The sequence below is a fragment of the Hydrogenophaga sp. UC242_50 genome (genome assembly GCF_042697355.1).
Lineage (GTDB): Bacteria > Pseudomonadota > Gammaproteobacteria > Burkholderiales > Burkholderiaceae_C > Hydrogenophaga.
In genome coordinates, this window is sequence record NZ_CP170553.1 from 3,840,254 (window position 1) to 3,863,266 (window position 23,013).

Annotated in this window: 22 protein-coding genes, 1 tRNA gene and 3 pseudogenes; 20 read left to right on the forward strand and 6 right to left on the reverse strand. The window is 69.1% G+C overall.

Going from position 1 to position 23,013, the window contains the following annotated elements:
* Positions 1-54 precede the first annotated feature (54 nt).
* The 9 genes and pseudogenes from ACFJGX_RS19450 to ACFJGX_RS19490 all read left to right on the forward strand — a co-directional run bounded on the left by ACFJGX_RS19450 (position 55) and on the right by ACFJGX_RS19490 (position 8,176).
* Positions 55-1,293 (forward strand): NAD(P)/FAD-dependent oxidoreductase, encoded by a 1,239-nt coding sequence (locus ACFJGX_RS19450; protein ID WP_382324355.1) that lies wholly within the window; start codon positions 55-57, stop codon positions 1,291-1,293.
* A gap of 9 nt (positions 1,294-1,302) precedes the next feature.
* The gene (locus ACFJGX_RS19455) at positions 1,303-3,258 is read left to right on the forward strand and encodes a hydantoinase/oxoprolinase family protein (RefSeq protein ID WP_382324353.1); all 1,956 of its coding nucleotides are present in this window, start codon (positions 1,303-1,305) and stop codon (positions 3,256-3,258) included.
* A gap of 74 nt (positions 3,259-3,332) precedes the next feature.
* Positions 3,333-4,274: pseudogene (locus ACFJGX_RS19460) on the forward strand (hydantoinase B/oxoprolinase family protein); the annotation flags it as partial.
* A 1-nt stretch (position 4,275) separates the two neighbouring features.
* Positions 4,276-4,857 (forward strand): hydantoinase B/oxoprolinase family protein, encoded by a 582-nt coding sequence (locus ACFJGX_RS19465; protein WP_382328749.1) that lies wholly within the window; start codon positions 4,276-4,278, stop codon positions 4,855-4,857.
* Positions 4,858-4,870: 13 nt separating this feature from the next.
* Positions 4,871-5,851 carry a Bug family tripartite tricarboxylate transporter substrate binding protein gene (locus ACFJGX_RS19470; RefSeq protein ID WP_382158532.1) on the forward strand — a complete coding sequence of 327 codons (981 nt, stop codon included), beginning with the start codon at positions 4,871-4,873 and terminating at the stop codon, positions 5,849-5,851.
* A 7-nt stretch (positions 5,852-5,858) separates the two neighbouring features.
* Positions 5,859-6,260 (forward strand): RidA family protein, encoded by a 402-nt coding sequence (locus ACFJGX_RS19475; RefSeq protein WP_382324351.1) that lies wholly within the window; start codon positions 5,859-5,861, stop codon positions 6,258-6,260.
* A gap of 107 nt (positions 6,261-6,367) precedes the next feature.
* Positions 6,368-6,727, forward strand: a pseudogene (locus tag ACFJGX_RS19480) (TetR family transcriptional regulator); the annotation flags it as partial.
* A gap of 43 nt (positions 6,728-6,770) precedes the next feature.
* Entirely contained in the window at positions 6,771-7,034 is a 264-nt protein-coding gene (locus tag ACFJGX_RS19485; RefSeq protein WP_382328751.1) for a TetR family transcriptional regulator C-terminal domain-containing protein, read from the forward strand.
* 122 nt (positions 7,035-7,156) lie between these two features.
* Positions 7,157-8,176 carry a PDR/VanB family oxidoreductase gene (locus ACFJGX_RS19490; protein WP_382325580.1) on the forward strand — a complete coding sequence of 340 codons (1,020 nt, stop codon included), beginning with the start codon at positions 7,157-7,159 and terminating at the stop codon, positions 8,174-8,176.
* On the opposite strand, the gene ACFJGX_RS19495 is transcribed toward ACFJGX_RS19490, so the two are convergent.
* On the reverse strand, positions 8,059-9,063 hold the full coding sequence (locus ACFJGX_RS19495; RefSeq protein ID WP_382326819.1) for a hypothetical protein: 1,005 nt from the start codon (positions 9,061-9,063) through the stop codon (positions 8,059-8,061). The genes ACFJGX_RS19490 and ACFJGX_RS19495 overlap by 118 nt on opposite strands.
* Here ACFJGX_RS19495 and ACFJGX_RS19500 point away from each other — a divergent pair.
* The 7 genes and pseudogenes from ACFJGX_RS19500 (at position 9,050) to ACFJGX_RS19530 (ending at position 14,985) form a co-directional block, all read left to right on the forward strand.
* On the forward strand, positions 9,050-9,448 hold the full coding sequence (locus ACFJGX_RS19500; protein ID WP_382326821.1) for a hypothetical protein: 399 nt from the start codon (positions 9,050-9,052) through the stop codon (positions 9,446-9,448). The two genes, ACFJGX_RS19495 and ACFJGX_RS19500, sit on opposite strands and share 14 nt — an antisense overlap.
* 21 nt (positions 9,449-9,469) lie before the next feature.
* A pseudogene (locus tag ACFJGX_RS19505) lies at positions 9,470-10,329 on the forward strand (creatininase family protein).
* A 70-nt stretch (positions 10,330-10,399) separates the two neighbouring features.
* Positions 10,400-11,398 (forward strand): ABC transporter substrate-binding protein, encoded by a 999-nt coding sequence (locus tag ACFJGX_RS19510; protein WP_382158540.1) that lies wholly within the window; start codon positions 10,400-10,402, stop codon positions 11,396-11,398.
* A gap of 98 nt (positions 11,399-11,496) precedes the next feature.
* Positions 11,497-12,306 carry an ABC transporter ATP-binding protein gene (locus ACFJGX_RS19515; protein ID WP_382158542.1) on the forward strand — a complete coding sequence of 270 codons (810 nt, stop codon included), beginning with the start codon at positions 11,497-11,499 and terminating at the stop codon, positions 12,304-12,306.
* On the forward strand, positions 12,303-13,115 hold the full coding sequence (locus ACFJGX_RS19520; protein ID WP_382158544.1) for an ABC transporter permease: 813 nt from the start codon (positions 12,303-12,305) through the stop codon (positions 13,113-13,115). The genes ACFJGX_RS19515 and ACFJGX_RS19520 overlap by 4 nt, the downstream gene beginning before the upstream one ends.
* Before the next feature lie 26 nt (positions 13,116-13,141).
* Positions 13,142-14,500 carry an FAD-binding oxidoreductase gene (locus tag ACFJGX_RS19525; protein ID WP_382324345.1) on the forward strand — a complete coding sequence of 453 codons (1,359 nt, stop codon included), beginning with the start codon at positions 13,142-13,144 and terminating at the stop codon, positions 14,498-14,500.
* Positions 14,501-14,529: 29 nt separating this feature from the next.
* A complete protein-coding gene (locus tag ACFJGX_RS19530) occupies positions 14,530-14,985 on the forward strand; it encodes a RidA family protein (RefSeq protein WP_382324343.1) in 456 nt (151 codons plus the stop codon).
* 168 nt (positions 14,986-15,153) lie between these two features.
* Here ACFJGX_RS19530 and ACFJGX_RS19535 read toward each other — a convergent pair whose 3' ends face one another.
* Both ACFJGX_RS19535 and ACFJGX_RS19540 read right to left on the reverse strand, forming a co-directional pair.
* Positions 15,154-16,356, reverse strand: a complete 1,203-nt coding sequence (locus ACFJGX_RS19535) for an HD-GYP domain-containing protein (RefSeq protein WP_382324341.1) — start codon at positions 16,354-16,356, stop codon at positions 15,154-15,156.
* A 102-nt stretch (positions 16,357-16,458) separates the two neighbouring features.
* A complete protein-coding gene (locus ACFJGX_RS19540) occupies positions 16,459-17,139 on the reverse strand; it encodes a TetR/AcrR family transcriptional regulator (RefSeq protein WP_382324339.1) in 681 nt (226 codons plus the stop codon).
* A 169-nt stretch (positions 17,140-17,308) separates the two neighbouring features.
* On the opposite strand from ACFJGX_RS19540, the gene ACFJGX_RS19545 reads away from it, so the two are divergent.
* The 4 genes from ACFJGX_RS19545 to ACFJGX_RS19560 are packed head-to-tail and all read left to right on the forward strand — an operon-like array spanning position 17,309 to position 21,777.
* The gene (locus ACFJGX_RS19545; RefSeq protein WP_382326823.1) at positions 17,309-18,892 is read left to right on the forward strand and encodes a gamma-glutamyltransferase; all 1,584 of its coding nucleotides are present in this window, start codon (positions 17,309-17,311) and stop codon (positions 18,890-18,892) included.
* A 17-nt stretch (positions 18,893-18,909) separates the two neighbouring features.
* On the forward strand, positions 18,910-19,431 hold the full coding sequence (locus tag ACFJGX_RS19550; RefSeq protein ID WP_382326825.1) for a cupin domain-containing protein: 522 nt from the start codon (positions 18,910-18,912) through the stop codon (positions 19,429-19,431).
* Between the two features lie 36 nt (positions 19,432-19,467).
* Positions 19,468-20,442 carry a Bug family tripartite tricarboxylate transporter substrate binding protein gene (locus ACFJGX_RS19555; protein ID WP_382324336.1) on the forward strand — a complete coding sequence of 325 codons (975 nt, stop codon included), beginning with the start codon at positions 19,468-19,470 and terminating at the stop codon, positions 20,440-20,442.
* On the forward strand, positions 20,443-21,777 hold the full coding sequence (locus ACFJGX_RS19560) for an amidase (RefSeq protein ID WP_382326827.1): 1,335 nt from the start codon (positions 20,443-20,445) through the stop codon (positions 21,775-21,777).
* A gap of 59 nt (positions 21,778-21,836) precedes the next feature.
* Here ACFJGX_RS19560 and ACFJGX_RS19565 read toward each other — a convergent pair.
* The 3 genes from ACFJGX_RS19565 to fdx form a co-directional block, all read right to left on the reverse strand.
* Positions 21,837-21,911 (reverse strand) — tRNA-Val (locus tag ACFJGX_RS19565).
* Between the two features lie 56 nt (positions 21,912-21,967).
* On the reverse strand, positions 21,968-22,675 hold the full coding sequence (gene dnaQ, locus ACFJGX_RS19570) for a DNA polymerase III subunit epsilon (RefSeq protein WP_382158552.1): 708 nt from the start codon (positions 22,673-22,675) through the stop codon (positions 21,968-21,970).
* Positions 22,675-23,013: an ISC system 2Fe-2S type ferredoxin gene (gene fdx, locus ACFJGX_RS19575; RefSeq protein WP_382158553.1), complete on the reverse strand. Its 339-nt coding sequence runs from the start codon at positions 23,011-23,013 to the stop codon at positions 22,675-22,677. Before fdx ends, dnaQ begins: the two co-directional genes overlap by 1 nt.

The following is a 23,013-nucleotide window of genomic DNA, read 5'->3' on the forward strand; positions in this document are numbered from 1 at the left end:
ATAGAATGCCGCGAGACACCCCACCCCTCCCCCTCACAAGAATCCGTTGATCCCATGCATATCGCCGTTGTAGGCACAGGCATCGTCGGCGCCTGCACAGCCGCCTGGCTGCAGCGCGACGGCCACCAGATCACCTTCGTCGATCCGCTGGAACCGGGCGAAGCCTGTTCGTTCGGCAACGCCGGCTCCCTCTCGCCCAGCGCCTGCCTGCCGGTGGGCATGCCCAACATGTGGAAGAAAGTGCCCAGCTGGCTGCTCGACCCGCTGGGCCCGCTGACCATCCGCACCACCTACCTGCCGCGCGTGATGCCCTGGCTGCTGCGCATGCTGCAGCACTCCACGCCGCAGGAGGTCACGCGCATCGCCACCGCGCTGCAGACCCTGCTGCGCCCGATCTTCGACTGCTACGGCCCCCTGCTCGACCACGCCGACGCGAACGCCCTGGTGCGCCGCAGCGGTTGCCTGTACGTCTACTCCTCGCGCGAGGCCGCCGACCAGTGGAAGTGGGGCATGGCCCTGCGCAAGTCCCTCGGCGTGAACCTCGTCAACGTCGAGCGCGATGAGCTGGAAGAACTCGAACCCGACCTGAAGGGGCGCTTCCGCTTCGGCATCCTCGCGCCCGACAACGGCTCCACGCTGGACCCCTCGCAACTGGTCAAGGCCCTGGTCGCGCAAAGCGTGCGCGACGGCGCCCGCCACGACCACCGCTCGGTCACCGGCTTCGAACGCGAAGGCCGGCGCGTCTCCGGCCTGCGCATGGACCGCGGCGAACCGCTCGCGGTCGATGGCGTGGTGGTGGCCGCCGGCGCCTGGTCCGGCCAGCTCGCGAAACAGCTCGGCGACCGCGTGCCACTCGAAACCCAGCGCGGCTACCACGTGACCGTGCGCAGCTCCAATCTGAAGCTGCGCCACACCGTGATGGCCTCGGAGAACAACATCATGGTCAACCCCATGGCCATGGGCCTGCGGCTGGCCGGCACGGTGGAATTCGCCGGCCTCAAGCGCGCGCCCAACTACGAGCGCGCTCAGGCGCTGCTGCGCCAGGGCCAGCTGCTGTTCCCGCACCTGGACACCTCGGAAGTGACGCAGTGGATGGGCCACCGCCCCTGCATGCCCGACAGCCTGCCGGTGATCGACCGCAGCCGCGACGCCGACAACGCCTGGCTCGCCTTCGGCCACGGCCACATGGGCATGTGCATGGGCGCCAGCACCGGCCGCGAGGTGGCCCACCTGGTGGCGGGCCGCGCCACGCAGGTGGACCTGTCGCCGTTCAGCGCGCGGCGCTTCCGCTGAAAGGCCGGCATGAGCACACCGAGCTGGGCCATCGGCATCGACATGGGTGGCACCTTCATCGACGTGGTGGCCTGCGCCTCGGACGGCACACTGCGCAGCCTCAAGCACCCGCGCGAAGCGGGCCAGCTGGTGCAGCCGATCCTGCAGGCCGTGCAGCGCATGCTCGATGAAAACGGCATCGCGCCCACCCAGGTCGCGCGCATCGTGCACGGCTCCACCGTGGTCACCAACCTGCTGCTGGAGCAGAACGACGGCCCGGTGGCCGTGATCACCAACACCGGCATGCGCGACATCCTCGCGCTGGCGCGCCAGGACCGGCGCGACCTGTACACCGCCGCCGTGCTGCCGCCCACGCCCGAGCGCCGCCTGTTTCCCGCCGCGCACCGCGTCGAGATCGCCGGGCGCGTGGACGCGCACGGCGACGAGATCGAGCCGCTGGACCGCGAACAGCTCACCGCCCTGGCCCACCGCATCGCCGCCTCGGGCCTGCGCTCGGTCGCGGTCTGCCTGCTGTTCTCGCACCTGCGACCGGCGCACGAGCAGCAGGTGCGCGCCTGGCTGCTCGAAGCGCAACCTGAACTGATGGTCTCGCTCTCCAGCGAGGTCGACCCCAAGCCGCGCGAGTTCGAGCGTTTCCTCGCCACCGCCTTCGACGCCTACAGCAAGCCCATGGTGCAGCAGTACCTGCGGTCGCTGGGCGGCGCGCTGGCCGAACGCGGCCTGCCCGCGCCCGCGCTGATGCGCTCCGAAGGCGGCATCGCGCCCTGGCAGGATGCCGTGGCGCGCCCCATCGGCCTGGCGATGTCCGGCCCCTGCGCCGCGCTGCAGGGCGTGGCCGCGAGCCTGCCCGACAGCGATGCCGCCCAGGTGGTGATGTCCATCGACGTCGGCGGCACCAGCACCGACATCGGCATCCTCGAAACCGGACGCCCCCTGTTCACCGACACCCTGCTCTGCGGCGACCTCACACTGCGGCTGCGCTGCGCCGACGTGGAATCGCTCTCCATCGGCGGCGGCAGCCTGGCCAGCGTGAACGCCGGTGGCGGTCTGCGCCTGGGCCCGCGCTCGCAAGGCGCCTGGCCCGGCCCCGCGGCCTACGGCCTGGGCGGCACGAACGCCACGCTGACCGACGCCCTGCTGCTGCTCGGCCGCCTGCCGCGCCAGCTCTCCGGCGGCGTGGCGCTGGACGTGGCGCTGGCCGAAGCGGCCGTGGCGCGCGACGTCGCGTTGCCCCTGGGCATCGCCACCATCGACGCGGCGAAAGCCATCGTCGCCACCGCCGCCACGGCCATGGCCGAGAGCGTGAAGATGCGCGCCTTCCAGCGCGACATCCACCCCGCCGACTGCCTGCTCGTCGCGGCGGGTGGCGGTGGCGCCCAGCACGTGGCCGAGGTGGCCGAGCTCGCGGGCGTGTCACAGGTGCGCGTGATCGCGCACGCCGGCGTGGTCGCCGCGCTGGGCCTGCTGGCCTCGCCGCCCACGCAGACGGTGGAGAAGGCCTGTTCGCTGCCGCTGAATGCCGATGGCCTGGCCGCGCTCACCGCCTTGCGCGGTGACTTGCATCCCTCCATCGAATGCGCGTCCATCCGCTGGAGCCTGGAGATCCTGCACCGGGGGCAAGGCAGCCCGGTGGAAGTGGCCTGGCTGCCCGAAGACAACCTGCCCGCGCTGCAGGCGCGCTTCGCCGCGCGCTACGAAGCCCTGCGTCGCCAGATGCCCGCGCGCAGCGACGCGCTGGTGGGCCTGCTGCGCGGTGTGTTCGAACAGGCCGTGCCCCAGCCCGGCGTCAACGCCCACCACCTGCGGCCCGACCCCGCGCTGTGGGCCGGCTGCGCCGCCACGGGCCAGGGCCCGCAGGCCCTGTTCGCGGCCACCACCACCGTGTGGGTGCCGGCGGGCTGGCAATGGGCGCAGGAGGCCGACGGCTCCCTGCTGCTGACGCAGGCCGAGGAGGCGCGCGCATGAACGAACACCTGATCCTGATGGAGCCCGTGCGGCTGGCGCTGCAGGGCATCGTCGACCGCATGCAAAGCCGCATGATGCGCGCGGCCTACTCGTCGATCGCGCGCGAGGGCGGCGACTGCGCCGCCGCCGTCTTCCTGCCCGACGGCCGCCTGCTCGCGCAGGCGCGCTCGCTGCCGCTGCTGCTGGGTTCGCTGATCCCCGCCGTGGCCGGCGTCCTGAAGCGTTTTCCCGCGCCGCAGATGGCCGAGGGCGACGCCTACCTCATGAACGATCCCTGGTCGGGCGGCACGCACCTGCCCGACCTGATCGTGGTGCGGCCCATCGTCCGCGAGGGCGTTACCATCGCGCTGGCCGCCGCCATCCTGCACCACCAGGACGTGGGCGGCATGGCGGCCGGCTCGATCCCGCCGAACGCCACCGACATCCACCAGGAAGGCCTGCGCATTCCGCCGGTGCGCTGGCGCGCGGCCGGCGTGGTGGACAGCAACGTCGAGACCCTGCTCACCGCCAACAGCCGCACACCGGGCAACCTGGTCGGCGACCTGAACGCGCAGTGGTCCGCCGTGAGCCTGGGCGCGCGCGAAACCGCCGCGCTGCAGGCGCGCACCGGCCCCGCCTTCAACGCCGTGTGCGATGCCCTGCTCGCGCAGTCCGAGCGCATGACGCGCGACGCCCTGCGCCAGGTGCCCGACGGCGCCTGGCAGTGGGAAGACCAGCTCGACGGCGACGGCATCGACGACGCCCCGGTGCGCATCGCGGTGAGCCTGCGCAAGCACGGCGACGCGCTCACGATCGACTTCACGGGTTCGTCGCCGCAGACGCGCGGGCCGGTGAACGCATCGCCCTCGAGCATGATGTCCGCCATCCTGTTCTTCATGCGCTCGCTCGCGCCGCAGGCGCCGAACAACGCGGGCTGCCTCGCGCCCGCCACCTGGGTGCTGCCCGAAGGCAGCGTGGTCAACCCGCGCCTGCCCGCCGCGGTGAACGCGCGCACCGCCACGCTCAAGCTGGCCTGCAATGCCATGCTCAGCGCCTGGTCGCTCGGCGCCTCGCGCGAGCCGCTGGCCTCGAACGCGGGCGTGCGCGACGGTGCTTTCGCTCGGCGGCACCGGGGCCGGCGGCCAGCGCTGGCTGCTCACCGAGATCATCGCCAGCGGCGCGGGCGCGAGCGCGCAGGCCGATGGCACCAGCGGCATTTCCACCGACGTGGGCAATGCGCGCAACACGCCGGTGGAGGTGATCGAATCCGAAGCGCCGCTGCGCGTGAGCACCTACGCGATCCGCGAAGGCTCGGGCGGCGTGGGCCGCTTCGTGGGCGGCCATGGCGTGCGGCGGGTATACCAATTGCTAGAAGGACAGGGCAGCGTCTCCTACCGGGGCGAACGCCATGTCAGCCGCGCGCGCGGCAGCCAGGGCGGTGGCGATGGTTCACCGTCGGCCGCCCGCATCGAAAGAGCCGATGGACGCATCGACGTGTTGCCCGCCCGGGCGCGCGTCGAGTGGTCGGCGGGGGACAGGCTCGTCATAGAAACGGCCGGAGGAGGCGCTTGGGGTGCACCAGACCACACACTGGTGGCACCGAAAGACCAACCCACATGAAAGTGATCTCGCCATGAACCGCATCACCACCACCTTCGCGCTCGCGGCCACGCTCGCCGTGACCGCGCTCGCGCCCTCGCTCGCTTCGGCGCAGGCCTACCCCAGCAAACTGGTGCGCATCGTCGTGCCCTTCCCGCCCGGCGGCAGCACCGACCTGCTCGCGCGCAAGCTCGGCGAGAAACTCACCGTCACCTGGAAACAGACCGTGGTGGTGGACAACCGCGCGGGCGCCGGCGGCACCGTGGGCGCGGACCACGTCTCCAAGTCCGAGCCGGACGGCCACACGCTGCTGCTGGGCGTGACCGGCAGCAACGGCATCGCCGGCGCGCTCTACCCCAACCTGCCCTACGACATGGTCAAGGGCTTCACGCCCGTCACGGCCGTGGTGAGCGCGCCGCTGCTGATCGTGAAGAACCCCAACCTGCCGGCGAAGAACCTGCAGGAGCTGATCGCGGCCGCGCGCGCCAAGCCCGCCTCGATCACCTACGGCTCGCCCGGCAGCGGCACCTCGATGCACCTGACCGGCGAGATGTTCAAGCTCGCCACCAAGGCGTCGTTCCTGCACATCCCGTACCGCGGCAGCGCCGGCGCGCTCACCGACCTCATGGGCGGCCAGATCGACCTGATGTTCGGCGACGTGCTGGTCGTCATGCCGCAGATCCAGGCCGGCAAACTGGTGCCGCTGGCCGTCACATCCAAAGAACGCCACCCGCTGTTCCCCAACGTGCCCACCGTCGCCGAGAGCGGCTACCCGGGCTTCGAGGCGCTGTCGTGGCAAGGCCTGTTCGCGCCGCCCGGCACGCCGGCGGCCATCGTCGAAAAGATCAACAAGGACGTGAACGCCGCGCTGACCAGCCCCGACATCCAGGAGTACTTCGTCTCGCGCGGCTTCAAGCTCGGCGGCAGCAGCGCCACCGAGTACAAGGCCTTCATCGAATCGGAAACGAAGAAGTGGGCCTCCATCGTCAAGGCCTCCGGTGCCAAACCCGACTGATCCCCGCATGAGCCCCAACCCCGGCATTGAACACATCGGGCCGCCCGTGGAACGGGCCGGCAAGGTCCAGCCCATCTCGCCCGCGGTGGTGGTCGAGGACCGGCTGGTCTTCGTCGCCGGCCAGGTGCCCATGTGCAACGGCCAGGCGGCCGGCGAGGACATCGCGAGCCAGACCCACTACACCCTGGACCTGATCGAGGCCATCCTGCAGCGCGCCGGCTGCACGCTGGCCGACGTGGTCAAGACCACGGTGTGGCTGGTCAACGCCAAGGACTACCCCGGCTTCAACGAGGCCTACGCCGAGCGTTTCCCCGCGGCCACGGCGCCCGCGCGTTCGACCGTCATTTCCGGCCTGATTGCCCCCGTGCTGGTGGAGATCGAGGCGGTGGCCCTGCGCCGCCCCGGCTGAGCCCGTGGCGAGGGGCTGGCCGCGCGCACCAGAATGGCGCGCCTGCTATCATGAAATCCCACTTTTCAGCGCGTCGTGGCCGGCTCCGGCCCACGCGACTCCGGACCATGACAGCTGCAGATTCCCCGGCACGGCGCGAGCCCCGCGCCGCCACCCCCACGCTTGCGCGCCCCGCACGTGCGGTGCGGGAAAGCCGACAGCGCATCCTCGCCGCCATCCGGGAAGCGGCCACCCAGGAGTTCAGCCTGCATGGCCTCAAGGGCACCTCCACCCAGGCCATCGCCGAGCGCGCCGGCCTGACCAAGCCCCAGCTGCACTACTACATCACCGGCAAGGAGGAGCTCTACAACGAGCTGCTGGACTCGGTGATGATGGCCTGGAAGATCGAGTTCGCACCGCCCGGCCTGACCGAGCCGGCCGACATCCTGAGCCACTACATCCGCCAGAAGCTGGACCATGCCTTCGACCAGCCCACGGTCTCGCGCATCTTCACGCGCGAGATCCTGGACGGTGGCCGACAACCTGGGGCGCTACTGGCCCAACGCCCGCACCTGGGTCCAGAAGGAAGTCGGCATCATCAACGGCTGGATCGCGCGCGGTCTGATGAAGCCCATGAACGCGCACCTGCTGCTCATGCACATCTGGGCCATGACGCAGCACCACGCCGATTTCGCGCTGCAGGTGCGCCACATCTGCGGGCCCCTGGACCGCGAGGCCGTGGCGAACGAGCTCATCCCGTTCATCCTGCGCGGCTGCGGCCTGCTGCGCGACTGAGCGCGCTGTGGCGCCAACGACACGCGGCGCCACCTTCCTTCCCTGAATCTGCGGGTTTTCACGGTTTCCCCGGGGATGATTCTTCTTATACTGACCAAATAGTCAAATTAAATGGTCAGAAATTGAGTTCGATCAACACGCCAGCGGGCCAACCGGTCCATGCCAGCCCCCCGAACGGCCCCGCGCCACGCGGTGACCTGACCATCCGCGTCGCCCGCGTCGTGCGCCACACCGACGAGGTCAACAGCTATGTGCTGCAGCGCATCGACGGCCTGCCCCTGCCGGCCTGCGAGGCCGGCGCGCACGTGGACGTGTACCTGCCCGGCGGCCTGGTGCGCAGCTATTCGCTCTGCGGCGATCCGACGCGCACCACGGAGTCGTACGAGATCGCGGTCAAGCGCGAAGACACCGGCCGCGGCGGCTCGCGCGCCCTGCACATGTGGGTGCGCGAAGGCGAGATCCTGCGCATCGGCCTGCCGCGCAACCAGTTCCGCCTGGCGCCGAACGCGGCCCACCACCTGCTGCTGGGCGGTGGCATCGGCGTGACGCCCCTGGTCTCCATGGCGCATGCGCTGCACGCGCTGGGCGCGCCGTTCACGCTCGCGGTGTTCGCGCGCAGTTCCAAGCACCTGGCCTTGTGCAGCACGCTCGACCACGCACCCTGGCGGCGCAACGTGCAGGTGCACTTCGACAGCGTGCCGTCGCCCACCCGCCCCTCTTCCGTGATCGCCCAGGCGCCGGCCGGTTCCCACGTCTACTTCTGTGGGCCCGAGGGCTTCATGACCCACGTGCGCGAGGCCTGCCAGAGCTGGCCGGCCGAGCGCGTGCACTTCGAGTACTTCAGCGCCCCGACCCAGCCCCAGGCCGCCCCGGCCCAGACGTCGGGTTTCGAGGTGCTGCTCGCGCGCCGCCAGCTGCGCCTGCCCGTGGCGCCGGGCAAAAGCATCGCCCACGTGCTGCAAGGCGCGGGCGTGGCGGTGGACACCGTGTGCGAACAAGGCATCTGCGGCTCCTGCCTCACGCCCTACCTCGATGGCACGCCGGACCACCAGGACGCGTGCATGACCGAGGCCGAGCGCGCCACGCACGTGGCGATCTGCTGCGCGCGCAGCCACTCGCCCACCCTGACCCTCGACCTCTGAACCCCACCCCCATGCCGCAGCCGCCCGCCGCCCCCGACTTCATCGCCAACGCGCGGCTGCCGCGCTGGCTGCTGCCGACCGACTGGCCCACCGACCGCGCCGGCCCGGCCCTGGCGCTGCTGGAACTGGCCCAGGGCCGTGTGACCCGCACCTCGCCCATCACCGGCACCGTCAGGGTCACCGGCCAAGGCTGGGACGTGCAGGGCGCGCCGGTGCTGCCCGGGATGGTCGATGCGCACACGCACCTGGACAAGGCCTTCATCCTGCCGCGCATGGGCGCCGTGAAGCCCGGCCTGCTCGGCGCGATCGACGCGGTGATCGGCGACCGCGCCCACTGGACCCACGCCGACCTGCGCGAGCGCGCCGAGCGCGGCCTGCAATGGGCCTGGGAGGCCGGAACCACGCACCTGCGCACCCACATCGACTGGTGGGACCCCAGCACCCCGCCCCTGGCGTGGGAGGTGACCGCCGAACTCGCCGCCGAATGGCGCGGCCGCGTGCGGCTCGAACAGGTCGCCCTGATCAAGCTCGGCCTGTTCCAGGACCGCGACGAGGCGCGGGCCCTGGCGCGCCGCGTCGCCGCCACCGGCCCGCACGCGCTGCTCGGCGGTTTCGTGCACTCCAGCAACTGGGACGCCAACGCCCTGCGCCACCTCGTGCACGCCGCGCAGGCGGTCGATCTGGACCTGGACCTGCACGTGGACGAGGAACTCAATCCCGGCGCGCAAGGCCTGGCCTTCATCGCGCTGCTGCTGCGCGACATCGGCTTCACCGGCCGCGTGGTCTGCGGCCACAACTGCGCGCTCGCGGCCCAGCCCGAGGACCAGGCGCTGGCGCACGCTGGACGCCGTGGCGCGCGCGCCGATCACACTGGTGTCGCTGCCCATCACCAACCTGCTGCTGCAGGACGCCGTCACCGGCCGCACGCCGCGCCTGCGCGGCCTCATGCTGGTGAAGGAAGCGCGCGAGCGCGGCATCCCGCTGCTGTTCGCCAGCGACAACGTGCAGGACCCGTTCTGCCGCGTCGGCAGCCTGGACCCGCTCGAAGCCATGCAGGCCGCCACGCTGGCCGGCCAGCTCGACACCCCTTTCGACACCTGGTCCGACGCGCTGTGCCGCGCCGACTGGCTGCAGCGCCAGCCGCTGGCCCGCGCCACGCTGGACGGCGCGAATGCCGACCTCGTGGTGTTCACCGCCTCGGACGCCCATGCCTGGCCCTCGCGCACCACGCCCCGCGTGGTGCTGCGCAACGGCCGCCCCCTCATTCCCTGACTCCCCACAAGGACCCGCCCCATGATGCACGGCTACTTCCCCCCGCACCGTTTCCTGCCCTACCTGGCCTGGACGGAAATCACCGCGCTGCCCGACCGCGAGAACACGGTCATCGTGCTGCCGGTGGGGGCCACCGAACAGCACGGGCCGCACCTGCCCTGCTCGGTCGACACCGTGATCGCCGCGGGCGTCATCGGCAAGGCCTTCGAGCGCCTGCCCGCCGAGATCCGCGCCTTCGGCCTGCCCCCCATCACCTACGGCAAGTCCGAAGAGCACCTGCACTTCGCGGGCACCATGACGCTCACCGGCACCACCCTGCTCTCGACCATGATCGAGCTGGGCGAGTCGGTCTACCGCTCGGGTTTCCGCAAGCTGGTGTTCGCCAACGGCCATGGTCGCGCAGCCGCAGGTGCTGGAGATGGCCGCTCGCGAGCTGCGCCTGCGCCATGGCGATTTCGTCGTCGTGCCCTACGGCGTCTCGCGCGTGCCCAACGTCTCGGGCAAGTTCATCAGCGACGAAGAACGCAAGCTCTCCATGCACGCTGGTCATTCGGAAACCGCGCTGATGCTCGCACTGGCGCCCGACACGGTGCACATGGAGCGCGCGGCCGCGTACTTCCCGCCACCCTTCCCGTCCAAGACGCTCTCGGCCGATGGCCGACCGGCCTGCGCCTGGGTGGCGCGCGACTTCGGCCCCAGCGGCGTCATCGGCGACCCCACCACCGCCACGCGCGAACAGGGCGAAGCCATCCTCGACAGCTTGGCCAACAGCTGGGTCCAGGCCATCACCGAACTCTTCACCATGCGCTGGGTCGTTCGCGATGAACCGACCTGGGAGCGCTGCGCACTTCACCGGTCACATCCAGCAGACGCTGGGCTGATCGATCCACCGTTCCGTTTCCCTCCCGCGCTCCTCCGTCCCACCCCCACCCTTCGACAGAAAGGCCTGCCATGTCCTCCTCCGCATCCCTGACCCGACTGTGCCGAGCCCTCGGCGCCACCGCCCTGGGCGTCCTGAGCCTGAGCGCCGCCCAGGCGCAGGAAAAGTTCACCTTCATGACCAACTGGTACGCGCAGGCCGAGCACGGCGGCTACTACCAGGCCATCGCGAACGGCATCTACAAGAAGCACGGGCTGGACGTGACCATCAAGATGGGCGGCCCGCAGATCAACATCATCCAGATCATGGCCGCCGGCCAGGCCGACTGCATCATGGGCGCGACCGACACGCAGATGATGGTGGCGCGCGGCAACGGCCTGCCCATCGTCAACGTGGCCGCCATCTTCCAGAAGGACCCACAGGTGCTGATCGCCCACGAGGACGTGAAGTCCTTCGAGGACATGAAGGGCAAGACCATCCTGATCGCGCCCACGGCGATGCGTGGCATGTGGTCCTGGCTCAAGGGCAAGTACGGCTACACCGACGCGCAGGCGCGGCCCTACACCTACAACATCCAGCCCTTCGTGGCCGACAAGAACGTCGTGCAGATGGGCTTCCTCTCGTCCGAGCCGTTCGCGATCCAGAAGGCCGGCGTGAAGGCCAACACCTTCCTGCTGGCCGACCAGGGCTACCCGCCCTACGCCAACCTGATCTCCTGCATGGACAAGACCGTGAAGGAACGCGAGAAGACCGTGGCCGCCTTCGTGAAAGCCACCGCCGAAGGCTACAAGAGCTACCTGGCCGACCCGGCACCCGCCAACGCGCTGATCAAGAAGGACAACCCCAACATGACCGACGACCAGCTCAACTACGGCATCGGCAAGCTCAAGGAGATGGGCATCATCACCAGCGGCGACGCCGCCAAGCAGGGCATCGGCATCATCACGCGCGAGCGCCTGCTCAAGACGCACGCCTTCCTGGTCGAGAACGAGATGATCGACCCGGCCAAGGTCAACATCGACCAGGCCTACCGCTTCGACATCTCCCGCGACGCCAAGGTCCTGCCCTGACGACCGCTGTGCGCCCGCCGCGGCGGGCGCGCACCACGCGCACCGATGCGGGCTCCGCGCCCGCATCGGCCCGCCCCGCCTTCACCCACAAGTACCCCATGAAGACTGACCAACCGTCCGCCACCCTGGCCATTGACATCCAGGGCGTCCAGAAAACCTACCCCAACGGCACCGTGGCCTTGCAGCCGGTGGACCTGACGGTGCGCGAAGGCGAATTCGTCACGCTGCTCGGCCCCTCGGGCTGCGGCAAGAGCACGCTGCTGAAAATGGTGGCCGGCCTGCTCGAACCCAGCAGCGGCAGCCTCAAGCTCTGGGGCCAGGGGGTCAGCCAGCTGGAGAAGTCGGGCCACCGCCTGGCCTTCGTGTTCCAGTCGCCCACGCTGATGCCCTGGGCCAGCGTGCAGACCAATGTGCGCCTGCCGCTGGACCTGGCCGGCGTGCCGCGCGCCGAGGCCGACGCCCGCGTGGCCGATGCACTGGCCCTGGTGGGCCTGTCCAGGTTCGCCAAGGCCTTGCCGCGCGCCCTCTCCGGCGGCATGCAGATGCGCGTGTCGATCGCGCGCGGACTGGTGGTCGAGCCCACGCTGCTGCTCATGGACGAGCCCTTCGGCGCGCTCGATGAAATCACCCGCCACAAGCTCGACGCCGACCTGCTCGAACTCTGGCAGAAGAAGAACCTCAGCGTCGTCTTCGTCACCCATTCCATCCACGAGGCGGTGTTCCTCTCCAGTCGCGTCGTCATGATGGCCGCGCGCCCGGGCCGCATCGTCGAGGAATTCCAGATCGACCAGCCGTACCCGCGCACGCCGGACTTCATGGTCTCCACCGAATTCAGCCACTACGCCAAGCAACTGCAGGACAGCCTGCTGCGCGCCAGCCGCGACACGACCGAAAGCGCACACGCATGAACCCCACCGTCAACACCCCCTTCCTGAAACAGCCTCGCGTGCAGCGCGTGCTGTACCCGGCCCTGGTCGCCATCGTGCTGGTCGCGCTCTGGCACGGCCTGGTGGTCGGCCTCGAACTGCCGCCCTACCTGGTGCCCTCGCCCGGCCTGATGATGGAGACGCTGGTCAAGGACTGGTCCACGCTCTTCAACTCGCTGGTGATCACCATGAAGATCACCGTGCTGTCCTTCGTGGTGGCCGTGGTCGTCGGCGTGCTGATCTCCTTCCTGTTCGTGCAGAGCCGGTTGATCGAGACCGCGCTGTTCCCGTACGCCGTGCTGCTGCAGGTCACGCCCATCGTGGCCATCGCCCCGCTGATCATCATCTGGGTCAAGCAGCCCACCGCCTCGCTGGTGGTGTGCGCGGCCCTGGTGGCCCTGTTTCCCATCATCTCCAACACCACGCTGGGCCTGCGCAGCGTCGACCCCGACCTGCAGAGCTACTTCAAGATGAACCGCGCCACGCGCGGTCAGATGCTCTGGCGCCTGCGCATCCCCAGCGCGCTGCCCTACTTCTTCGGCGGCCTGCGCATCTCCTCGGGCCTGGCGCTGATCGGTGCCGTGGTGGCCGAGTTCGTCGCCGGCACCGGCGGCACCAACACCGGCCTGGCCTACCAGATCCTGATGGCCGGCTACCAGCTCGACATCCCGCGCATGTTCGCCGCGCTGCTGCTGATCTCGCTCGCCGGCGTCTTCCTGTTCGTGCTCATGGCCTGGCTGACCAAGGTGTCGCTGGGCTCCTGGCACGCCAGCGAAATCGCGCAGGACTGAACCGCATTGAAAGAAGACCACACGCCATGACCGTTTCCAGCACCTCCATCGAACAAATCCAGCAGGAACTGCCCGGCCTCGACTGGATCACCGATCCCCTCAAGATCGGCCGCCTCTCGCAGGACTTCTCCTGGTTCAGCCCGGTGCTCAAGCGCCAGCTGCTCGGCAAGCGCGCCGACATCGTCGTCAAGCCCCGCACCGAGGACGAGATCCGACAGGTGGCCTCGGCCTGCGCGCGCCACCGCATCCCGCTCACCGTGCGCGGCAGTGGCACCGGCAACTACGGCCAGTCCACCCCGCTGCACGGCGGCGTGATCCTCGACATGAGCGGCTACAACGCCTTCCTGTGGTCGCGCCCCGGCGTGGGCCGCGCGCAGGCCGGCATCCGCCTGGCCGAGTTCGACAACGCCGCGCGCCCCACCGGCTGGGAGCTGCGCTGCATCCCCTCGACCTTCCGCAGCGCCTCGCTCGGCGGCCTGTTCAGCGGCGGCTTCGGCGGCGTGGGCTCGATCAACTACGGCCCGATCGGCGCGGCCGGCAACATCCTCGGCATCCGCGCGATGAGCATCGAGGCCGAGCCGCAGGTGGTGGAACTGCGCGGCCCCGAAGCCCTGCTGATGCACCACCTCTGGGGCACCAACGGCCTGGTGCTGGAAGTGGAGATGGCGCTGGCCCCGGCCCACGACTGGATGGAGATGATCGTCACCTTCGACGACGCCGACCGCGCGCTGGACTTCGGCAACGCGCTGGCGCACGCGCCCGGCATCGTGAAGAAGAACATCGCCCTGCTGGCCGACCCCATCCCCGCCTACATGGTGCCGCTGGCCGAATACCTGCCCAAGGGCTGCCACGCCGCGCTGCTGCTGGTGGCCGAGTTCTCGGAAGCCGCGGCCCTGCAGGTGATCACCGCCAACGGCGGCCAGGTCACCTACCGCCGCACGGCCGACGAGGTGCGGGCCCAGCACCACACGCTGGCCGAGTACTGCTGGAACCACACCACGCTCAACGCCCTCAAGGTGGACAAGGGCCTGACCTACCTGCAGACCACGTTCACGCCGGGCAAGCACCTGGACCAGGTGCGCCGCATCCGCGAGCTGTTCGGCGACGAGGTGCTGATGCACGTCGAGTTCCTGCGCAGCATGGACGGCTTCACCACCTGCACTTCGCTGCCGCTGGTGCGCTTCACGACGGAAGAACGCCTCAACGAGATCATCCAGATCTTCCGCGACAACGGCATCCGCGTGAACAACCCGCACACCTTCATCATCGAGGAAGGCAAGGTCGGAGGCGACCTGCCGCAGAACGTGATCGACATGAAAAAGCGCTTCGATCCGGCCGGCCTTCTCAACCCCGGGAAGATGCGCGCCTGGGGCCTGCCCGACTGAGCCACCCACCCTTGCACCGGAGACACCACATGAGCACAGGCAAACCCATGGCCCACTACGCCGCCGCCAAACGCGTCGGCGACTTCGTGTTCATGAGCGGCGTCGTGGCCGTGGACCCGGCCAAGCGACGCACCGTGAGCAGCTACGAGGACATCCCCACCAAGGCGCTGGCCGCCCTGCGCAAGCAGGGCTTCGTCACCGGCCAGATGTCGGTGGACGTGTTCGAGGCGCCCATCGTGTCGCAGAGCTGGTTCGTGCTGGACCGCATCCGCCAGCTCGCCGAGGAACACGGCGGGAAGATGTCCGACGTGGTCAAGCTGGTGCAGTACTTCCGCCACCTGCCCCACTACGCGCCCTACAACCGGGTGCGCGGCCTGTTCTTTCCGGGGGAGCCGCCGGTGAGCACGGTGGTCGAGGTCTCGCGCTTCCTGCCCGGCGACGAGGTGCTCGTCGAGGTGGAGGCCACGATGTACCTGCCGCAGTGATATGAAACACCCCCCTGCGCCGCTGCGCGGCTTCCCCCCTCCGTGGCGCGCCTTCGGCGCTTCGAGGGGGAACGGCATCTCGGGCCGGCGCAGCCGGACCCTTGATGCCTCTGGAGGGTGCACTTCTTTCGTTGCGGGTCGCGCTGCGACGCGTTGAGGAACTGATCCCTAGCGTCTGCTCAGCAGGCGCGGCACGTTCACCACCACCCGCACGTCGCCCGGCGGCAGGCTGGCCTTGATCTCGTGGGCCGGGTCCTGCGTGTCGCGCCAGGTCGGCTCGCCCAGCGGCATGCCCTGGCGCCCGACGATGGCGAACACCTGCGGCGCATTCGCCTTGGCGCCGCGCCGCGTCACCACGGCCACCTCGCCGCTGGCCAGGCGCACATAGCTGCCCGGCGGATAGAACCCGATGTGTTTGACGAACAGCGCGCCCAGCGCGTCGGGTTGCTGATCGGGCCCGAGGTACAGCTCGCGCGCCACCTGCTGCGAGAGCAGGCCGCCCCGGCCCATGCGCGGACTGATGCAGGCCACGTACACGTCGGCCATCTGCAGCAGGCGCTGCGCGAGGTCGGCCACGGGTTTGCCCGCCGGGTAACCGCTGCCATCGGGCCGCTCGTGCTGCTCTTCCACCAGGCGCAGCCACAGCGCGTCCGCCACACCCAGTTCGCGCAACATCGCCGCGCTGCGCAAGGGGTGCTCGCGCACCGTCTGGCGCTGGGCGTCGGTCAGGGGACCGGTCTGGCGGGCCATCGCGTCGTGCGTGCGCGTCATGCCCATGTTCATGGTCAGCGCGGCGCGGAACAGCGTGGCCTGCTCGGCGGGCGACACCCCCGTGGAGGGCGACACCAGCGCGCACAGGCCCGCGGAAAGCAGCGCGTGCGTCGCGCTGTAGCCCATGCGGGCATCGAAGAGCAATTGCACCAACACCAACAGGCAGTCGTCCGGCGTCGAGTGCCACAGGCGCTGCGCACGCGCGGCCAGCCGCTCGAGCTTGTCGTAGAACTGGGTGGCGGCCGTGCCCTGGTGCAACAGGCTGTTGAGCGACGCGTGCAGGTCGGCCCAGAGCTCCACCGGCCCGGCCTCCTCGCGTGCCTCGACATGGGGCACCTCCACCGCATGGCTCACACCCGCGATGCGGTTGAGCGGCGCGTTGTCGCGCACCATGCGGTCGAGTTCGGTGGTGTAGCTGTACGACCAGGCGCGCCAGTCGGCCTCCAGCACCACGGGCGAGTGCAGCATCAGCAGCCCCCGGTGCTGTTCCGAGGTGATCGCTTCCCCCTTGCGCAGCAACAGCACGCCCTTCGGGTCCCACACGTTCACGGGAACCGGCTGCTGCAGGGCGATGGCATCCAGAGGAAGCGACTTGTACATTCCGGTGAATCTACGCCTCGCCCGGGCCGCCAAAGCCGGGAATAAACGCAGAAAAGCCCGCAAGTTCGGGCGCTCGCCAGGGGCACCGGCGCGCCGTGGCCCTCAGCGCCGCAGACCGGCCAGGACGAATTCAACGACATGCCGGCGGCGCTCAGCCACCGCCTCTGGCGTTGAAAAATCCCGGTCGAACACCGCGCTCAGGGTGTGGTTGTTCGAGAAGAACAGAAAGATGAGCGAGGTCATCGAGATGTAGAACTGATAGGGATCCACGCCCGGGCGGAACAGGCCCGCGCGCTCGCCCCGCTCAAGCATGGCCGCGACCTTCTCGATGAGGGGCGTGTACAGCGCCCGCAGCTTGGTGGACTGCTGGATGTGGCGCCCGTTGTGCATGTTCTCGTCGGACAGCAGCCGGATGAGCTCCTGGTGTTTCTGCACATGGTCGAAGGTGCTCAAAACCAGATGCTCCACCGCCTCGAACGGCCCGCCGCTGGAGAGCTCCACGTCTTCGTCGTGCATCCGGAAGGACAGATAGGCCCGCTCCAGCACCTCGACAAACAGGGCCTCCTTCGACCCGAAATGGTGGGCGAGCATCTGCTTGCTGACGCCGGCGCGTTTGCAGATGGCGTCCACCCGGGCGCCCTGGAAACCGTTCTCGGAGAACTCCACGTAGGCAGCGTTCAGCAGATTGCTCTTGGTTCGCTCCGCGTTCCGCTTGCCATCGGAGGGTTCGCGCGACCGGCTCGCCGAGATGAGCGGCGCTGGGGACTTGTTGGGGCTCTCCATGGTTTCGATTATGCAGATTCGACATCTTGGTTTTTAACCAACCATCCGGATGGTTGACTAAATGGATTTTGTTTTCTAGACTGCGCGTGCCGCGGGTGCTGACCCGTGGCGCTGTCTGCAACTCAACGGGAAGTGTCGAATGTCCAAACGGCGGCTGGAAATCGGTGAAATGAATCAGCACTGGGTGCTGAACAAGCAGGTCAACACCTCGCGCAAGGGCATCGTGGTGGCGGCCAGCGCCCGCGCGGCGGAGATTGGCGCGACCGTGCTCGCGGAAGGCGGCAACGCGGTCGATGCGGCCGTCGCGGCCGCCTGTGCGCTGCATGTGGTCGAGCCCTGGTCCAGCGGGCTGGGCGGGGGTGGCTGCATGCTCGTCCACCAGGCCAGCGAGAACCGCTGCCACGCGATCGACTTCTCGATGAAATCGGCGTCCGACATCGATGCCCGCGACTACCCCCTCCTCCCGGGCAAGGAACGCTTCGGCACCTTCCGCTGGCCCCGGGTCGAGGGCGGCCGCAACATGTCGGGGCCCACGTCGATGCTCATCCCCGGGGCGATCGATGGGCTCGGGCAGGCGCTGGAGCGTTTCGGCACCTGGGAATGGCGCCGCGCCCTGGCGCCGGCGGTTGAACTGGCCGAGCGGGGCTGGCCGGTGAACTGGTACACGACCCTGGCCATCGGCACGGAAGCCCGTGGCCTGGCGCGCTTCCCCGGCACCCGGGACGTGTTCCTGCGCGACGGGCACTACGCACCGACGGTGGAGGAAGCCGATGGCGTCGACGCCATCCGCAACCCGCGCGACGCCGCGATGCTGCGGCGCCTGGCCGAGCGCGGCTACCGCGACTTCTACGAGGGCGAGATCGCCCGCGATCTCCTGGCCGACGTGGCCGCCTGCGGCCGGACCTGGACGGCGGCGGAACTCGCGGCCTACCGCGCGCGCGTGGCCGAACCGATGGCGCTCGACCACGCCGGCGTGCGCCTGATGGTGGTCCCAGGTCTCAATGGCGGACCGACCGCGCTGCGCTTCTTCGAACGCCATCTTCACGATCACGCGCCCGGGCTCGGCCAGCCCACGCCGGACGACTACCTGCGCATCGCCTCGGTGATGCGCGACTGCTGGGCCGAACGCTACGCCAGCCTGGGCGACACCGGCCCGCGCGACAAATGCACCACGCACCTCAACGTCGTCGACGCGCAGGGCAACATGGTCTCGCTGACCAACACCCTGGGTGCGCGATTCGGCTCGCGCGTCATGCTCGAACGCCTCGGGCTCCTGATGAACAACGGCATGTTCTGGTTCGACCCCGAACCAGGCAAGCCCAACTCCATCGGCCCGGGCAAATGGCCGCTGACCAACGCCTGTCCCATGATGGTGGCGCGCGACGGCCAGCCCTGGCTGGCACTCGGCGCCTCGGGCGGGCGGCACATTCCCCCCGCCGTGATCCAGTTGCTGTCCTTCATGGTCCACCACGGTCTGAGCCTCGCGCAGGCGTTCAACACGCCCCGGATCGATGCCTCGGACCCGGCGCAGGTGCTCTGCGACCACCGCCTCAGCCCGGCGGTGATCGAGCGCATCGCCGGGCACCACGAGGTCACCCTGCTCGAACACACCGCGTACCCCATGCCCTTCGCCGTGCCCTCGGCCGTCATGCGCGTCGACGGCCAGAACAGCGGCATGGCGTCCATCGACGTGCCCTACAGCGTGGCGATCAGCGAAGAACAGCTCGCACGCCCCTCCAACGCAGCAACCTGAAAAGGAAACCAGCCATCATGAGCCACCCCATCGTCACCCGCGAGCAGATGCTCAAACGCGTGGCCTTCTTCAACCAGCTGGTGCCGAGCACGATGCCGCTGATCGACGCGGTGCTGCCCGAGTACCAGCGGGAGAACTACAACATCATCGGCATGGGCGTGTGCGAAGACGCGTCCATGGAGATCCCGATCACCGACGTGGAGAACTTCCATGTCACCCTGGTGAAGGCCCAGCCGGGCAAAGGCTCGGGCCTGCACCTTCACCAGACCGTCGAAGTCTTCATCCCGCTCTCGGGCACCTGGACGCTCATCTGGGGCGACACCGGCGAGCACGAGATGACCCTGGGCCAATGGGATGCCGTGTCGGTGCCGCCGCACATCATGCGCGGCTTCCGCAACGACGGCGACCAGGAGGCCTACATCCTCGCGATCCTCAGTGGCACGGACCCCGGCAAGGTGGAGTGGGCCAAAAACGTGCTCGACACCGCCCGCCAGGCCGGCTTCGAGCTGGACGCGCAAGGCCACATCACCCGCACCTGACGCACAGACCCTCTTTCGTCGAAAGGACATCCCATCATGATCCAGCTGCTTCTCTCCAAGATCCTCGTGGTGGCCTTGACCGCCGCTGCCGCCCATGGCGCGGCGGCGCAGTCGGCCTACCCCAGCAAGCCCATCCGCATCGTCACGCCGATCGCCCCGGGGGGTTATGAGTGGATCGCGCGGCTTCTCGCGCCCAAGCTCATGGCCAGCCTGGGCCAGCCCATCGTCATCGAGAACCGGGTCGGCGCGAACGGCAACATCGCGATGGACCTCGTGGCCAAGGCACCCGCCGACGGCCACACCCTGCTGTTCGCCTCGACGGGCGCGCTCACGATCAACTCGTCCATCTACGAACGCATGCCGATGGACCCGATGAAGGATCTGGAGCCGGTGGCGCTCGCGGGCACGACGGCCATGCTGTGGGTCGCGAACCCCAATGGGCCGATCCGCACGCTGGGCGACTTCGTTCAACAGGCCAAGGCCGCCCCGGGCAAGCTCGATCTGTCGATGGGCGCCAGCGGATCGCTCAACCACCTGGTTTTCGAAGGCATGCGCCAGCGCCATCGCCTCGATGTGACCGTCGTCCCCCACAAGACCGCGCCCGAGGCGCAGCTGGCGGTCATCAGCGGCATGCTGCCCATCATGGTCGATGCGGTGTCCACCGGTGCGCCGCACGTCAAGTCGGGCAAGCTGCTGCCGCTGGCGGTGACCTCCGCGACCCGGGTGGAGGCCCTGCCCAACGTGCCGACCGCGAAGGAGCTGGGGCTGGACGATCGGGAGTACCTCGGCTGGTACGCGTTCATGGCGCCCCGCGGCACGCCGCCCCAGGTCATCGCGCAGCTGAACCAGGCCATCAACGAGGCCTTGAAAGCGCCCGACGTGCAGGAAAAGATGCGCGGCGCCGGCACCGAACCCACGCAGCGCACGCCCGAGGAGTTCCGCCACTTCATGGTGGACGAGCAGAAGAAATGGGGCGGCATTGCCAAGGCCGGCAACGTGAAGGTGCAATGAGTGGACGCATTCGCTCAGGGCATCAAGGGGTTCGGCGAGGCGTTGCGGCGCGGCGCGGTCACGAGTGAGCAGGCGACGCAGCAGTACCTTGCCCGCATCGCCCAAAGCCAGCCGAAACTCGCGGCATTCCGCCGCGTGAGGGCAGAGGAGGCGCTGGCGGAAGCCCGCGCCCTGGATGCGGCGCTGTCCGAGGGGGACGACCGTGGCCCCCTGATGGGCGTGCCCATCGCCATCAAGGAGATCATCGCCGTCCAGGGACTGGGCTGCAGCGTCAACTCGTCGCTAGCCGTCGCCGACCTGCTGCCGGCGGAGGGCCCTCTCGTCCGCGCGCTTCGCGCCGCGGGCTGCGTCATCCTGGGCACGACGGTCTCCACGGAATTCGCCCTGGCGACGATCAACTGGAACGACCCGGGCCCCTGGAACCCGGTGGATGCCGCCACGCGCCGCCTGTGCGGCGGGTCCAGCCATGGTTCGGCGGTGGCCGTGGCGGCGCGCCTGTGCGCCTTCGCCGTGGGCACGGACACCGGCGGATCGGTCCGGGTGCCGGCGGCGCTGTGCGGCGTGGCCGGGTACAAGAGCACCCGGGGCACCTGGTCGACCGAGGGTGTTTTTCCAGCGGCACCGTCCCTGGACTCGATGGGCGTGCTGGCCACGAGCGTGGCCGATTGCGCCACGGTGGCGAACGCGATCAAGCCTTCGCCACGCGCTCTGGCCATCCCTCTGCTCGGCTTGCGCCTGGGTCTGCTGCGCGAGCGCGATGGCGAGCCCTTGGACGCAGCGGTCCAGGAAGCGCTCGACGACACCGTCGAGTGGCTGCAGAAGGCCGGTGTGGTGGTGTCGCCCATCGAGCCTCCGGCAGCGGAGGACGTCGCGACACTGTTCTCGCGGCTCATGCCGGCGGAGTTCGCGCGGGTGTTGGGCAAAGAGCGGTTGCGCGCCGGCCTCGGTTCGCTCGACCCGGTGACCGCCGCTCGCGCCGCAGCCGAAATCGACATGGACCCGGCGGAGCTGGACGCCTTGCGGCGACACACCGCGCAATGGCGGCGCCAGGCGCAAGCACAGATGGCGGGATTCGACGCCTGGATGGGTGCCACGACCCCGATGTTGCCCGGCCCCCGCAACGCGTTGCGCTCGCTGGAGGAGGCCTTGCAATGGAACCGGCGCGTCGGGCGCCACACCCGGCCCGTCAACGTGTTCGATCAATGCGCGATCAGCATGCCCATCCCGACGCGGGAAGGCTTCCCGGCCGGCTTGCAACTGATTGGCAGGCACGGTGAAGACCCGCACTTGCTGGCCATCGCCCACGCCATCGAAAAGCTGCTCCACCCTGGCTGACAGGCAAGAAAAAAGGACTGGCGATTTCTCGCAAGTCCTTGTTTCTCCAGCGTCTTGTCTGGTGGGCGGTGCAGGGTTCGAACCTGCGACCCCTGCCGTGTGAAGGCAGTGCTCTACCACTGAGCTAACCGCCCGATTGATCTGACCGATCTCTCGGAAGCCTCAAATTATAGCCGGTTTTTGGGCCGTTTCAGGCGGCTTGCACCGAACGCCACAAGGTTTTGCCTTTGCTCGCCTTGTCCAGTTCGGCCAGCACCCCTTCGTGGGCCTGGCTTTCCTGCTCGTTGGCCAGCAGCACCGGCAGCTCGAAGCGGCTCAGGTCCAGCGCCTCGGTCTGCCCGTCCTCGCCCGGCGCATCGCCCAGGTCCATGAGCAGCGCGTCCTGGCCGCGCGTCATGTTGATGTAGACGTCGGCCAGCAGTTCGGCATCGAGCAAGGCGCCGTGCAGCGTGCGGCCCGAGTTGTCCACGCCCAGGCGGTCGCACAGGGCGTCGAGGCCGTTGCGCTTGCCAGGGAACATTTCCTTGGCCATCACCAGGCTGTCGGTCACCTGGCCCAGGATGGTGGTGATGGGCGGGTGGCCCAGGCGCTCCATCTCCTTGTTGAGGAAGCTGATGTCGAACGGTGCGTTGTGGATGATCACTTCCGCGTCGCGCAGGTAGTCCAGCAACTGGTCGGAAATGGCCGCGAACTTGGGCTTGTCGCGCAGGAACTCGTTGCTGATGCCGTGCACCTTGAGCGCGTCCTCGTGGCTGTCGCGCTCGGGGTTCACGTAGAAGTGCAGGTTGTTGCCGGTGAGCTTGCGATTGAGCAGCTCGACGCAACCGATCTCGATGATGCGGTCGCCGTTCTCGGCCGACAGGCCCGTGGTTTCCGTGTCGAGGACGATCTGGCGCATCAGTGGTTTTCCTTCGCGTGGTTGATCGAGTACTTCGGGATCTCCACCGTGAGGTCCTTCTGCGCCACGATGGCCTGGCACGACAGGCGCGAGTTGGGCTCCAGGCCCCAGGCGCGGTCGAGCAGGTCTTCCTCGGTCTCTTCCAGCTCGTTGAGGCTGTTGAAGCCTTCGCGCACGATCACGTGGCAGGTGGTGCAGGCCGCGCTCATGTCGCAGGCGTGTTCGATGTTGATCTTGTTGTCCAGCAGGGCTTCGCAGATCGAGGTGCCCGCGGGCGCCGTGATGCTGGCGCCCTGGGGACAGTATTCGGGATGGGGCAGGATCTTGATCGTGGGCAT